At 44.1% G+C, this 13,592-nt stretch carries 14 protein-coding genes; 7 read left to right on the top strand and 7 right to left on the bottom strand.

Features of this window, described 5'->3' with window-relative positions:
- Positions 1-52: 52 nt before the first annotated feature.
- Genes yigB through lptM form a run of 6 tightly spaced genes read right to left on the bottom strand, consistent with a single transcriptional unit; the run spans position 53 to position 4,681 of the window.
- The gene (gene yigB / locus AB4407_RS16905) at positions 53-769 is read right to left on the bottom strand and encodes a 5-amino-6-(5-phospho-D-ribitylamino)uracil phosphatase YigB (protein ID WP_372121386.1); all 717 of its coding nucleotides are present in this window, start codon (positions 767-769) and stop codon (positions 53-55) included.
- Positions 770-784: 15 nt separating this feature from the next.
- The gene (gene xerC, locus AB4407_RS16900) at positions 785-1,717 is read right to left on the bottom strand and encodes a tyrosine recombinase XerC (protein WP_372121385.1); all 933 of its coding nucleotides are present in this window, start codon (positions 1,715-1,717) and stop codon (positions 785-787) included.
- Complete coding sequence (locus AB4407_RS16895; RefSeq protein WP_372121384.1) at positions 1,686-2,384, bottom strand: DUF484 family protein; 699 nt, start codon at positions 2,382-2,384, stop codon at positions 1,686-1,688. The genes xerC and AB4407_RS16895 overlap by 32 nt, the downstream gene beginning before the upstream one ends.
- Before the next feature lie 43 nt (positions 2,385-2,427).
- Positions 2,428-3,258, bottom strand: coding sequence for a diaminopimelate epimerase (gene dapF / locus AB4407_RS16890; RefSeq protein ID WP_372121383.1), 831 nt, complete (start codon positions 3,256-3,258; stop codon positions 2,428-2,430).
- An 11-nt stretch (positions 3,259-3,269) separates the two neighbouring features.
- Positions 3,270-4,523, bottom strand: a complete 1,254-nt coding sequence (lysA, locus tag AB4407_RS16885; protein ID WP_372121382.1) for a diaminopimelate decarboxylase — start codon at positions 4,521-4,523, stop codon at positions 3,270-3,272.
- Positions 4,524-4,564: 41 nt separating this feature from the next.
- Positions 4,565-4,681, bottom strand: a complete 117-nt coding sequence (gene lptM, locus AB4407_RS20925) for a lipoprotein (RefSeq protein WP_407829960.1) — start codon at positions 4,679-4,681, stop codon at positions 4,565-4,567.
- A 75-nt stretch (positions 4,682-4,756) separates the two neighbouring features.
- Here lptM and cyaY point away from each other — a divergent pair, with 75 nt between their 5' ends.
- Positions 4,757-5,071 (top strand): iron donor protein CyaY, encoded by a 315-nt coding sequence (gene cyaY, locus AB4407_RS16875; RefSeq protein WP_009848207.1) that lies wholly within the window; start codon positions 4,757-4,759, stop codon positions 5,069-5,071.
- A gap of 66 nt (positions 5,072-5,137) precedes the next feature.
- On the opposite strand, the gene AB4407_RS16870 is transcribed toward cyaY, so the two are convergent.
- The gene (locus tag AB4407_RS16870) at positions 5,138-7,666 is read right to left on the bottom strand and encodes a class I adenylate cyclase (RefSeq protein ID WP_372121381.1); all 2,529 of its coding nucleotides are present in this window, start codon (positions 7,664-7,666) and stop codon (positions 5,138-5,140) included.
- Positions 7,667-8,010: 344 nt separating this feature from the next.
- Here AB4407_RS16870 and hemC point away from each other — a divergent pair, with 344 nt between their 5' ends.
- From hemC to AB4407_RS16840, 6 genes are all read left to right on the top strand, one after another.
- Positions 8,011-8,949 carry a hydroxymethylbilane synthase gene (gene hemC / locus AB4407_RS16865; protein ID WP_009848205.1) on the top strand — a complete coding sequence of 313 codons (939 nt, stop codon included), beginning with the start codon at positions 8,011-8,013 and terminating at the stop codon, positions 8,947-8,949.
- A gap of 2 nt (positions 8,950-8,951) precedes the next feature.
- Positions 8,952-9,680 (top strand): uroporphyrinogen-III synthase, encoded by a 729-nt coding sequence (locus AB4407_RS16860; RefSeq protein WP_372121380.1) that lies wholly within the window; start codon positions 8,952-8,954, stop codon positions 9,678-9,680.
- Positions 9,681-9,698: 18 nt separating this feature from the next.
- Positions 9,699-10,928 carry a uroporphyrinogen-III C-methyltransferase gene (locus tag AB4407_RS16855; RefSeq protein WP_372121379.1) on the top strand — a complete coding sequence of 410 codons (1,230 nt, stop codon included), beginning with the start codon at positions 9,699-9,701 and terminating at the stop codon, positions 10,926-10,928.
- The gene (locus tag AB4407_RS16850) at positions 10,928-12,109 is read left to right on the top strand and encodes a heme biosynthesis protein HemY (RefSeq protein ID WP_372121378.1); all 1,182 of its coding nucleotides are present in this window, start codon (positions 10,928-10,930) and stop codon (positions 12,107-12,109) included. Before AB4407_RS16855 ends, AB4407_RS16850 begins: the two co-directional genes overlap by 1 nt.
- Before the next feature lie 97 nt (positions 12,110-12,206).
- Entirely contained in the window at positions 12,207-12,509 is a 303-nt protein-coding gene (locus tag AB4407_RS16845; RefSeq protein ID WP_372121404.1) for a transposase, read from the top strand.
- Between the two features lie 24 nt (positions 12,510-12,533).
- Positions 12,534-13,557, top strand: a protein-coding gene (locus AB4407_RS16840) for an IS630 family transposase (RefSeq protein ID WP_372121377.1) whose coding sequence is annotated in 2 segments (ribosomal slippage) — positions 12,534-12,988 and positions 12,987-13,557 — 1,026 coding nt in all. Because the reading frame shifts where the segments join, the coding sequence is not laid out codon by codon here.
- Positions 13,558-13,592: the final 35 nt, after the last annotated feature.

The raw sequence follows: 13,592 nt of genomic DNA, 5'->3' as shown, positions 1-13,592 counted from the left end.
TAATGTAACAATTCAATATCATAAATGCGACCCATTAAACTTACCATAATCATTACGTTAATCGTATGAGATCACTAAGTTGCTCTATTTCAACATCAGGCAACACTGTTACCTTGGAGGAAGAATATAAATTGGAACCAGTATCATTAAACCAGCATGCTTGGAAACCATTTATCTTAGCTCCATAGACATCGGTTCTAAGATGGTCACCAACATGGAGAATATTCTCAGCGTCGCAATTTAGGTACTGCTGAGCTTTATCAAACATATCTGGGTAGGGTTTTGCTCTGCCATCAGGGCCAGCTTTAAGGATTAATTGGAAGTACTGCCCCAAGCCAATTTTATGTGGGTCGACATTGCCATTAGTAATCGCAACTAAAGGAATACGTTGGCTCAGCTCAGCCATCACTCGATGCGTTTCTTGTGGCACATCCACCTGATTACGCAGCCACAAAGCGTGTTCTATGCCTTCACGAGCCGCTTGTTCTGCTTGCTGCTGAGAATACCCCAGTTGTAACAAACCACGCTTAATCTGTGTTTCACGCCAGACAGTGACATCATGCTTTAACGCTGGGTTTTCAAAGGCGACTTGCTGTTTGATACCTTGCCACTCTTCTAACGAAAGAGAAGCAGACACAGGATGCTTTTGATAAAGCCACTGCGCCATCTCTTTCTCAACCTTCATGATCACAGGCCAGTTGTCGTACAAGGTATCATCCAAATCAAAGGTCATGGCTTTGATGGGCTTTAACCCTCGATAAATTCGCATAGTTAAACCTTTAATCTAGTCTTTATTCTTCTTACGAGCTCTTGGATGAGCTTGGTCATAAGCTTGTGCTAAATGTTGATAGTCTAAGTGGGTATATATTTGAGTGGTCGAGATATCCTCATGACCTAACATCTCTTGTACAGCTTTTATATGTTGGCTCGACTCTAATATGTGGGAGGCAAAAGAGTGACGCAACTTATGTGGGCTAACACGACTAGCTACACCTTGCTTCGCTCCCCACTCTTCCATTCTTTTTTGAACACTGCGATGAGAGATACGAGTCCCTAACTTCGAGACAAACAAAGCGACTTCACCATCATTCGCAAGGTTTCCTCGTACTTTTAGCCACTTATCGACCCACTCTTTGGCATATCCTGAAAATAAAGCCTTACGTTCCTTGTCCCCCTTACCTATCACTCGGATTTCACCTCGATGAAAACAGACATCTTTTATATTAATACTGACCATTTCAGTCAAACGTAGTCCAGCACCATACATCACTTCCATCATCGCTCGGTCACGAATCGATAGCGGGTCATCCTCGTTTACGTCAAGCAGCTGCCCGACTTCATCAACATCGAGGTTTTTAGGCAAAGGACGCTGTTTGCGAGGTGCTGAAACCCCTTTAGCAGGATTGGCGGTCATTTCGCCACGCAAGACAAGGAAATCAAAGAAGCTGCGCAGTGACGATAAGCGAGTCGCAATACTGCTCGCTTTCATTCCTTCGCGCATGCCTTTACTTGCAAGTTGTCTTACCCACGCCGCATCGACTTGTCCCCAGTCCGTTAGTCCCAGAGTGACTAAATGAGCGGCCATGGTTTCAAGTTGTTGTTTGTAGTTACGTTGGGTGTGTAAGCTGAGTCCCTTCTCACTTCTAAGATATTCATAGAAGCGAGAAAGCGGCTTTTGAAGGCTGTTAGGAAGAGGTATTTTGGGCTCTAGGCTCATTATTTATCTGCCAAGGTAAGGTGTCCGCCAAATGAGCGACAACAAGTGCTAAATGGCGTAAAAAGAGCGTGTCCATATGAGGCTGGAAGTGTCCGCCATCTTCACTAGAAAAAGCGAGTACACCCAGTGGAGATCGCTTAGCAAGGGGTAGCACTACATAAGAGCCTAGCTCTGGAACTGGATAATCACCAAACAAATCGTGTCTGTCTGCCTTTCTCAATCGCCCTAGATAAGCATCTTTGCCATTGAAATGGTTAAGTGCAAATTTAGAGTAACGCTCTTCATTCAGCTGATAAAAACCTAATTGTGAGAGAACTCGTACATGAGCCTTAAGCCCTAATTCCAACGCTTTTTGTTCAACAGCCTTGATAACCTGAATGAAGTCACTGCATTTCAACACTTGAGTTTGCAGATCCATGAATTCATAGAAAGTTTTATCGTTATTCGCCGCTAGTGACATCAGGCCAGTGATCTCTTCTTCCAGCTCTTCGATTCTATGACGCTGACGTTTAAGCTGAATCTCCACCAGAGAAACAGCGCCCTGCTCAACATTATTAATAGCAAGGCGATCAACCAAATCTTTCCTGTTTTGAAAGAAATCTGGGTTATCACGTAAATATTCCGCAACCACCTCTGCAGTCAGAGTGTCGCCTTCAACGTAAGACAAAACCTATCCTTTATTTTTTATAAATCTATTTGTTATATCGTTATTAGCAAGAAAGCTGACCATCAAACACATGCGTTGCTGGGCCAGTCATCAACAGAGGTTTCCCAGGGCCTTGCCAGCTAATATGTAAGTCACCACCAGGTAGACGAACCTTCACATTCTCAGCCAGTAAGCCTTGTGTTATACCAACAGCAACTGCACCACATGCGCCACTGCCACACGCCTGAGTTTCACCCGCACCACGTTCGTAGACACGCAAGCGAACCTCTTCACGGTTAACAACTTGCATAAAGCCAGCATTAACACGCTCAGGAAAACGTTCGTGAGATTCAAGCAGCGGACCTAAGGTATCCACATCTGCTGTATCGACGTCATCAACTACAGTAACCACATGTGGGTTACCCATGCTAACAGCACCACTGAACAAGGTGTGTACATCCGTTCTTAGGATATACGTCTTTTCTGGCTGCTTCGCCTTAAATGGAATCTTGCTCGGTTCGAACTCAGGAATACCCATGTTGACAGTGATTAAATCATTGTCTTCAATCTTAAGAACCATTTTCCCTTTCTTGGTGCTCACGTTGATGCTGTACTTATTCGTTAAGCCTTTCATGCGAACGAATCGAGCAAAACAACGTGCACCATTGCCACACTGCTCCACTTCACTGCCATCTGCATTAAATATGCGGTAATGGAAGTCAGTTTCAGGATCATAGGGAGCTTCAACTACAAGTAGCTGGTCGAAACCCACACCAGTGTGACGATCCGCCAAACGACGGATCAAATCTGGAGAAAAGAAAATATTTTGAGTAATGCAGTCCACGACCATGAAATCATTGCCCAAACCATGCATTTTAGAAAAGTGGAAGTGCATAACGCTTAAAATTACTCCGGAAGAATGTTTTCAAGTTCCCACAGACTCGTAAGCTCTTCACGCTGACGAACCAAATGAGTTTTATCGCCATCAACCATCACTTCTGCCGCACGCGAACGAGTGTTGTAGTTAGATGACATTGCGAAGCCATAAGCACCTGCTGAACGAACAGCCAATAAATCGCCCTCTTCAAGAACAAGGTCACGATCTTTACCTAGGAAGTCACCCGTTTCACATATGGGGCCAACTAAATCGTAAGTCACAGCTTCACCCTGACGTGGGCTAACTGGAACAATATCTTGCCAGGCTTGGTAAAGTGCAGGGCGCATTAGGTCGTTCATCGCTGCATCGATAATGGCAAAGTTCTTATGCTCAGTTGGCTTCAGGAACTCGACTTTCGTTAATAATACACCAGCGTTAGCAGCAATCGCTCTTCCAGGCTCGAAAATCAGCTCTAGATCAGAATGATTGTCTAGGCGAGCCAATAGGGCTTTCGCGTAGTCAGAAGGCTGTGGTGGTAATTCATCACGATAAACCACACCTAAACCACCACCAACATCAAGGTGTTTGATGTTGATACCGTTAGCACGCAGTTGGTCGATAAGAGCAAGCAGACGATCGGTTGCATCGATGAAAGGTTCAATATCCGTTAGCTGAGAACCGATGTGGCAATCAATACCGTGGATAGACAAATTATCGAGTGTTTGTGCAAACGCATAAACAGCTGGAGCACGGTCGAAGGCAATACCAAATTTGTTATCACGCAGACCTGTAGAAATGTAAGGGTGAGTATTTGCATCAACATCTGGGTTGATACGCAGTGAAATCGGCGCTTTAACACCAAGTTCACCAGCCACTTTATTCAGTCGCTCTAGTTCTGGTTCAGACTCAACGTTGAAACACTTAATATTCAACTCAAGCGCACGCTTCATTTCAGCGGCTGTTTTGCCGACACCAGAGAACACAACTTTCGCCGGATCGCCACCTGCAGCAACCACACGCTCTAGCTCACCGCCAGAAACGATGTCAAAACCTGAGCCCAAACGAGCCAAAGTATTCAATACGCCGAGGTTCGAGTTAGCTTTAACGGCATAACACACCAAGTGTGGATGCTCACCTACCGATGAGTCAAACGCGTTCCAGTGACGCTCTAATGTGGCACGAGAATATACATACAGCGGTGTACCATATTGCTCTGCTAGTTGTGAAAGTGCGACGTCCTCAGCCCAAAGGTGGCCATCTTCCTGATAGTTGAAGTAATCCAAAGTTCTTATCCCTTATAAATAACAATTTCTGCGTGTTTCACTTATTGTGATTGTTCAGTCTGTTGAACTTCATCAGGATCATACAAAGGACCCGTTTGACCACAACCAGAAAGTCCAATAACGGACACCATAAACAAAGCGGTAATTAGTTTTTTCATTTTGCACATCGTGATTATTAACTCAATGCCCCCTATAATCGCACCACACTCAGGAAAAGCAATAGGATAGAAAGGATGAACGAGACTGAATTTCATAAGTTGGTCGATATACAGATGCAAAACATCGAAGAAGCGATCGATGAATCAGAGGCAGATATTGATTACGAAGTGACTGGTAACGTGATGACGTTGGAGTTTGAAAACCGCAGCCAAATTATCATCAATCGCCAAGAACCAATGCGTGAGATCTGGTTAGCATCTAAATCAGGCGGCTTTCACTTCAAGCTAGTTGACGACAAGTGGACATGTTCAAAGACGGGCATGGCGTTGTTTGAGATGGTCAAAGAAGAGTGCGAAAAGCACGCAGATGAAGAGATTAATTGGGTCTAATCATTTGTAAGCAAAACTAAAAAGGAGTGAATCAATCACTCCTTTTTTAATATCAATCAGTCAAGATTAGATATTGACTATCTTTGAGCTCCGAGAAGCTAAAGTCGCATCATTACGATATGGCACCACATAAGAGTTACCTTCTTCAGGGTGAACAATTTGGTAGTACTGAGGTAGGTTAAAGTTAATCAACTTAGACGACACCTTCGACTCATCTTTCACTGAAGTGTAGAAAGAATTCACGCTTGCGATCATCTCATCTTTTTCACCGCTGTACTGGTGATACACCTCGACCTGATTCGACTCGTCCAATACATAAATATTGAAACCTTTGTCGGTATCCTCAAAGAAAAATTGAATTAAACCTTCACTCGCAAAACCATCAACCACTTCTGGTAGCTGATACTCTTGCTCTTTATCGAGCATCAGTAAAGGTGAGCCCTTCAGCTTATTCGTCGAGATACTACGATAGAAATCGACCGAGTTTTCCAGCATCTGCACCGATACACCACGACGTTCAAAGAACAGACCAAACATTTTGTTTGCCAGGCGAATAGCTTTAAATCGGCGGCGTTTCTCTGGCTCAATTGGTTTCAATCGTAAATCGATACACTCGGCAAGCAGTTGATACACCATATTACGCATCACACCGCGTAGGTTTTTGCTGTAACAGAACACATCAACCGACTCTGGCGGCAACGCATCCTGGTGCATTTTACCCAGTACCGTCTTCAGCGCGTCCAACATCGCGGTTTCACCTTGGAAATGAAGTGTACGAACTTCATGCCAAGAGTTCCGATAAACCAAATCGACACTGCCAACTAAACTCTTACCTTCTTCACCAAAACTGAAAATATCGGCATTCTTAAGATCCACTTTTAATGCGCGACCACTTAATTCAGACGTCGGGTCTTTTTCAAAGTTGATGAACAGCGCCAGTTGGCTTATCTCACACGGGCTCGCCAGTGCCTGCATACTCGGACGACGCTTACGCAAAGAGAAGGTATTACGTAGATCGCTCACCATTTGATAAAATTTATCGATATCAATATGAGCATCTCGAACCACAGAGTGCAAACGCGTCGACTCTGTAATTAGGCCATTAAAGAACGACCAAGCAACCAACTTACTCAAGTACTCATGGTGCTCAAGTGAAGGCTGACCGAGAATGCGATGTGCAATCAAAGGCTGTTTGTACAAGTACCAACCCGCTTTATTTGACTGACCTTGACGAACTTCGATAAAGCTCAAATCAGGCTCATGGAGATCCGGGGATATTTGTGGATTCAGTAGCGTCACTTTGCCTGGTAACACCTCAAACGCAGCGTAAAGTTTACGTGCCAAGATACTGATATCTTGCGGGCTGATAGCTGAAGTGATGTCGTTACGACGTGCAAATTGAATCAGGTTACGATAGCTCAGCATCAAGGCATCAAGTAGGGCATGGTGCACCACTTTAACCTGCTCAACCTTCCAGTTACGGCGGTTGTCGAGCTCAGCAATGGTTTCATGTCCCCAGTTCCAAGATTTAGTCATCTCGGTTAAGGCTTCACGACGCCATGCGACTGAACCAATACCCGCATCTCGTGACAACTTCTCGTGGGTTTTAAGATAGAAGCAGCGTCTCACCAAATCCAATCGAGTATGGTCATTAATACGTTCTAGATAGCGCGTTACCTTCTCAAGCATCAGATAGTAGCTATCCATGCCATATAGATCCGGTTCATCTGCGAAGAAACGACGCTTGGTGTCAATACTAAGCAGTTGGGTGTTTGGGTATTCCCATGAATACGCCTCTAACAGGATCGCCTTCAATACCGATTTATACGGTGAGTCGATACTCTTATAGAGCTGCCATAGGTTTGAACCAAAGTACTCTTCAGCAGGAATACTGTTCAGCTTGCCGAAATCGATCCACTGCGAGCAATCAAGATAACCATCATTACATAAACCTTGGACATACTCGTCGTAGCACTCCTCCATTTCTGGCGGGATGATTTGCCACAACAAACGCTGGCCAGCCAAACGAACGGCTGAGCGATAGAACTCATCAAGCAGTAGTAAGTGCTGTGAAGAACCACAGTTATCACCGGTCATCTCTTCAGAATGATTCGAGCGGAAACGCTGTTCATCCATCAAAAAGAAGTTCGCTTCAACCCCTAAGGTTTCAGCCCAATCAGTAATCAGCAGACATTTATTGGTCAGGCTATCGCGAGATGCGCCATCCATATCAGGAGAAACACACACCCAGATATCGAGATCACTTGAAGTGCTTTGGCCAATAGACGAAGTACTACCCATGGTGTACAAGCCCAATATTGCAGGTTCACCGGCTTCGATAAGTTTGCCGCCCAGAGTTAATTCAGTATCAGAGACAAATTGCTTTTGGAATTCATTAAGCGTGAAGCTACGAATTCCGAAAGGAACCTGTTGGTCATAGTAACCAGGCATCATCGGGTGGTTGAAGTGAAGCAGCGCGGGGATAAGGTTAACAACTCGCTGGCCCTGCACATTCATCAACGCCAACGCACGATCAATGCGTTGCTGATTTAGATTGTCTAATCGTTGAATCAAAGTTTGAGTGTAAGCCTGCAAGGTAAGTCCTTGGTTTGAGATTAAGTGTACTTCTGTTTAGTTACTGAACGAAAGCAGCAACAAAACGTGATCAATTTAACACTTTTACCCTTATCGGTAAAGCAAAGGACGCCGTCATACTTACGAATCCCTTGATGACTGAAAGTAAAACTCGCGGCGCCGTAGTGTCCTCTTTATTGACTATTTCTAATAATAGCCCATGTTTCAAATGAGATACCAATCACACTATTTTGGTGAACTCATGAAATTCCCTCTGCTATCAAAGTATCGAATGATCAAACAGTAAGAATTTTGGCCTCACAATGGTAGGATTAGCCTATTACAGAACCTATATCGGAAACACCATGACAAATTCAGCACCAATCCGTATCGCGACCAGAAAAAGCCCTCTTGCCCTTTGGCAGGCATACTTTGTAAGGGATGCACTGCAAGCTGCTCACCCTGGTTTAGAGGTTGAGTTGGTAACTATGGTGACCAAAGGTGACATCATCCTAGACACGCCACTTGCTAAAGTAGGCGGTAAAGGGCTATTCGTTAAAGAACTTGAAGTAGCAATGCTAGAAGGTCGTGCTGACCTAGCGGTTCACTCAATGAAAGACGTACCGGTCGACTTCCCTGAAGGTCTAGGTCTAGTAACTATTTGTGAACGCGAAGATCCTCGTGATGCTTTCGTTTCAAATACATACAACAACATCGATGAATTACCACAAGGTGCTGTCGTAGGTACATGTAGCCTACGTCGTCAATGTCAGTTGCTAGAATACCGCCCAGATCTAATCATCAAGGAGCTGCGCGGCAATGTAGGTACTCGTTTAGGTAAACTCGATGATGGTCAATACGATGCGATCGTGTTGGCGGCAGCTGGCCTTAAGCGATTAGAGCTAGAAGAGCGTATCCGTAGCTTTATCGAACCTGAACAGTCTCTACCTGCTGTAGGGCAAGGCGCTGTTGGTATTGAGTGTCGTCTAGATGATGAACGTCTAATCAAGCTTCTTGAGCCACTGAACCACAAAGACACAGCCGATCGTGTGCTATGCGAACGTGCAATGAACCTAACTCTAGAAGGTGGTTGTCAGGTTCCTATCGGTAGCTACTCATTATTAGATGGCGATAATATCTGGTTACGTGCATTAGTAGGCGAACCAGATGGTTCTAAAATGGTTCGTGGTGAGATCTCTGGCCTTCGCAAAGATGCAGAAGCACTTGGCGTTACTCTGGCAAATCAATTGCTGGATGATGGCGCGAGAGAAATCTTAACCAAGCTATACGCAGACCAAGAATAACTATGACAGTGTTGGTGACTCGTCCCGGTTCAGAGGGACAATCGCTTTGCCAACAACTAGCGGATGAAGGGATTCAAGCAATCCATCATCCGCTTATTCGTATCGTTGATAATCCAGACTCTGCCGATTTAAGCACTCAGCTCAATAACAGCGATATCATTATTGCAGTCAGTCACCATGCTGTGACTGCGGCTCAAAGCATCCTTTCCCAAACCTCATCTATTTGGCCGACTTCGCCGCTTTATCTTGGCGTTGGTCAAAAAACTGCGCACGTTTTAAGCAAAATATGTAAACAAAAAGTAAACTATCCCAAAGTGAGTGATAGTGAACATCTTCTTAAACTTACTGAACTTAATGGTGTCGATAATAAATCCATTTTGATACTACGTGGTAACGGTGGGCGTGAGCTCATTAGAGATTCTTTACTCAATCGAGGTGCAAAAGTCTCTTATTGTGAGACCTACCGTAGAGAATATATTCCTATTAGCGACCACAATACCTATCAAACATGGATAAACAAAAAAACGTCCAAAGTTGTCATCACTAGTCAGGAACAATTGGAGTATCTCTGCTCAATTACCCCTGATGAGTATTTGGCTTGGCTTTCAACAAGACATCTATTTGTCCCAAGCCAGCGCATTGTAGAACGAGCACAACAACTCGGCTTCTCAAACGTGACCAATACTCACAGTGCTACGAACCAAATATTACTGGCTGCTCTCCGGCCCTAGCTAGAACAGGAAATAAGCATGACAAGCAAAAAAAATAATGAGCATATTGAACCTGAAAAGAAACAAGACACTCAGCCAGTAGTTGTTGAAAACGAAAAAGCTGACTCTACAGAGACAAAACAGCCCGAACAAAAACTTGATGCCTCTGCGTCAAATACCGCTCAAAATGAACAGCCTCCTCAAGCTGAACATAAAGAGCAAATAGAGAAAGCGGAAAAGCAAGGTAAGCGCGGTGTCAAACTAGGCGCTATTGCGATCGCTATTTCTATTATTTTCAGCGGCGGCATCGCGTTTCAAATGCAGCAAAAGAGCGCTGAGTACTCGGCTCAAATCGCTGCTCTTCAAGCACAACTGCAAAATACTCAATCTGCAGTAAATAAAGACCTACAAACCATCAAGCAAGAGACAATCCAAGAAGCATCACATGCGGTGGAGAAAACTCAAGTAGTGCAATCTCAGCAACAGAAAAGCATTCAAAGCCTACAGCTAGCGGTTGCTGACGTTAAAGGTCGTCGTCCAAATGACTGGTTGCTTGCTGAAGCTGATTACCTTGTGAAACTTGCTGGTCGCAAACTGTTCCTAGAGCATGATGCCGTTAGTGCCACCAAACTAATGGAAAGCGCCGATCAACGTATCGCCGCACTGAATGACCCAAGCTTGGTCTCTCTTCGTCAATCAATGACCAATGACATTACTAAACTTCGCACTATCCCTCTAATCGACCGTGATGGCTTAGTTCTTCGTATCACAAGCCTACAACAACAAGTCGATACTCTACCGCTTGCCAATGCGATTCTTCCAGAAGCTGCGGTTGTTGAGAAAAAAGCCGTATCGCAAGATATCAATGATTGGCAGAACAACCTGATGACGTCGATGAAAGATTTCTCAGAAAACTTCATCACCTTCCGCAGTCGTGATGGAGAAGTCATTCCTCTACTATCACCAGAGCAGCACTTCTACCTACGTGAAAATATCAAAGGCAAACTAGAGACAGCCATTCGCGCAGTCTACAAAGAGCAAGGCGATATCTACAGTGCAGCACTGCAAACAGCTAACGAGTGGTCGAAGTCGTACCTAAACCAAGATAACAACTCAGTGATTGAGTTCGAAAAGGCGATTAAACAGTTAAGTGAGCAAAATATTTCTGTGAAATACCCGGTAAAGCTTGAGTCTCAAAATGAGTTGTCAGATGTCATTCGTGAACGTCTACGCCGTGAGGTAACGGTAATGACCTCGGAGGAGAAATAATGATTCGTTTGATTTTTCTTTTTCTCGTTCTAGGTGCTGGGTTAATTGTTGGTACTCAGTTCTCTGGTCAACAAGGCTACGTTCTGATCTCAATTGCGAATAAGACCATTGAGATGAGCGTGACAACACTGGTTATCTTTGTCATTGCTCTTCTAGCTGCTCTATTCGGCTTAGAGTACCTATTTAAAAAGCTTATGTACGCAAGCTCGACAACTTGGAACTGGTTCAGTGTTCGTAAATTAAAGCGCTCTCGTCGTTATACCAATGAAGGCATCATCAAGCTTCTTGAAGGTGACTGGAAAGGCGCAGAGAAGAAGGTAACTCGTTGGGCTAACCACCACGACATGCCGCTACTTTGTTATTTAGTCGCTTCTCAAGCTGCTCACGAACAAGGCAATACAAGTGAGCGTGATAAGTACATCGAGCTTGCTAGCCAACAAGAGGACTCTCTATTGGCAGTTGAGCTAACGAAAGCAAAACAACAGATCAGTGAGTCAAACTACGAAGCCGCATTCGATACACTTTCAACATTGAAAGGTTCGTACCCGAATAACACCGCCGTACTTGGCCTGCTAAAAGCCACTTACATGCAGCTTAAGCTGTGGCAGCCACTGTTAGAGCTAACGCCTAAGCTGGCTAAGAACAAGCTTCTTACAGCTGAAGAGCAAGTTGAGTTGGAACAGAAAGCACAATGTGGTTTGCTTCATGATGTGGCACAGCAGCAAGGTAGCGAAGGTTTAATCAGTCATTGGAATAAGCTTTCAAGAAAGCAAAAACAAAGCTCTCACCTTGTTTCCTGTTTTGTGAAGCAACTGATCGCTCGTAAAGCTGATTCAGAAGCCTTCACAGTGATTAAAGAAAACATTGCGAAGAGTGGTTCAAATGAGCTCTACATGTTGCTTCCTGAGTTAAATCTTGCCGATCACCATCCTGTAGTAGTAATGCTAGAACGTGCTATCACTAAAGACGGTTGCAATGCCGAGGCACACAGCGCATTAGCTCAGTTCTACCTAAGAGAACAGAAGTGGGCAGAAGCACAAAGTCACTTTGAAAAAGCACTGGCACTTCGCTCTAGTGTTTCAGATTACGGATACCTATCTGATGCACTAGAAAAGCAGAACCTAACGAAAGCAGCTCACGAGGTTTCTCGTAAAGCGCTTGCTCTAGTTCAACCAGCGTAATTCAAAGCAACTCAAACTAAGCCGATGTCTAGCATCGGCTTTTTTGTATCTGTTATTTGCCCATAGATAACTTCTACAACACATATAAACCAAACTCATCGAACCCACCACCAAACCAACTACTCGTCTTTGGGCGACTCGTGGCACCAGACCTCGCGTGGTAAAACAGCAGCAATTTGAGTACGTTTATGTGTTTGGTTCAATGTGTCCTAGAAGAGGAATTGGTGAAGCCATAGTGGTTCCTTGGGTTAACAAGGACATAATGACAAATCACTTAGAGCAGATATCTAAGGCTACTGAAAAAGGACGTCATGCCGTCGTGATAATGGATGGTGCAGGGTGGCATACCGATGATATTACGAGAGAGTTTAATACCAATTCCGTTAATTTTGTGATCTAATGTGATTTCTTAAAAGGAGTCCTTATGAAGCATGATTTTCCGAGTCTGATTAATTCCACATCCAATGCTCGACTTAGAATGCGTTATTTATCCGTTTCTCATTTTGTTGACGGTAAAAGCCGCACTCAAATAGCTAAGTACCTTAAAGTTAGCAGAGTAAGCGTCAACAAATGGGTCAAAGCATATCTCGACAATGGTCTTGAAGGACTTCAAGAGAAACCACATTCAGGTAGACCTCATCGCCTAACAGACGAGCAAAAGTCACAACTCAAAGAATATGTTATCGAACATGCCGTAAATGAGAATGGCGGTCGCCTTCAAGCGAGAGACATTGGGCGCTATATAGAAAGCAACTTCAATACATCCTATAAAAAGTCGGCGCTCTATCAGTTATTACATGACATAGGCTTGAGTTGGATTACTACTCGTTCCAAACATCCTAAGCAATCAATTGAAGCTCAAGAAGCTTTTAAAAAAACTCCCAATCGAAACGATCCTTAAGATCCCTGGTCACATCCCCTTAAAAGATGTTCAAATATGGTTTCAGGATGAAGCTAGATTTGGTCAACGCAATACAACAACGCGAATATGGGCGGAGAAAGGTACGCGCCCTAGAGTAGTACAACAACAGCAATTTGAGTATGCATACCTTTTCGGAGCTGTATGTGTCACGACAGGAGAAGCTGAAGCTATAGTGGCTCCTCTGAGCAATATGGAAGCAATGAAAGAGCAACTCAGATTAATTTCTCAAGCCACACCAGTTGGCAAGCATGCAGTTGTGATCATGGATCAAGCGAGTTGGCACCAAAGCTATCTTGCAGATGAATTTGAGAACCTCACCATAATTCATATACCACCTTATTCTCCCGAACTTAACCCTATAGAACAGGTATGGAGTTGGCTCCGTCAAAATGAAGTAGCAAACAGGTGCTTCGAAAACTATGACGATATCGTAGAGACATTATGTAGAGCGTGGAATAGGTTTTGTGAAGATAAAAGCAGAGTCATCTCACTCTGCTTTAGAGATTGGCTAAGACTGATAAGCTAATTAACGGAATTGGTATAATAACGTCAGTACTATTA

The organism is Vibrio sp. 10N.261.46.E11 (genome assembly GCF_041472735.1).
GTDB lineage: Bacteria > Pseudomonadota > Gammaproteobacteria > Enterobacterales > Vibrionaceae > Vibrio.
The sequence above is the reverse complement of the archived record's forward strand: the minus strand, read 5'-3'. Positions and strand labels throughout refer to the sequence as shown.

Bases quoted from the DNA above. Each gene is read 5' to 3' on its own strand.
- yigB (WP_372121386.1), bottom strand. From the start codon at position 769: ATGCGAATTTATCGAGGGTTAAAGCCCATCAAAGCCATGACCTTTGAT.
- xerC (WP_372121385.1), bottom strand. From the start codon at position 1,717: ATGAGCCTAGAGCCCAAAATACCTCTTCCTAACAGCCTTCAAAAGCCG.
- dapF (WP_372121383.1), bottom strand. From the start codon at position 3,258: ATGCACTTCCACTTTTCTAAAATGCATGGTTTGGGCAATGATTTCATG.
- lptM (WP_407829960.1), bottom strand. From the start codon at position 4,681: ATGAAAAAACTAATTACCGCTTTGTTTATGGTGTCCGTTATTGGACTT.
- cyaY (WP_009848207.1), top strand. From the start codon at position 4,757: ATGAACGAGACTGAATTTCATAAGTTGGTCGATATACAGATGCAAAAC.
- hemC (WP_009848205.1), top strand. From the start codon at position 8,011: ATGACAAATTCAGCACCAATCCGTATCGCGACCAGAAAAAGCCCTCTT.
- AB4407_RS16860 (WP_372121380.1), top strand. From the start codon at position 8,952: ATGACAGTGTTGGTGACTCGTCCCGGTTCAGAGGGACAATCGCTTTGC.
- AB4407_RS16855 (WP_372121379.1), top strand. From the start codon at position 9,699: ATGACAAGCAAAAAAAATAATGAGCATATTGAACCTGAAAAGAAACAA.
- AB4407_RS16850 (WP_372121378.1), top strand. From the start codon at position 10,928: ATGATTCGTTTGATTTTTCTTTTTCTCGTTCTAGGTGCTGGGTTAATT.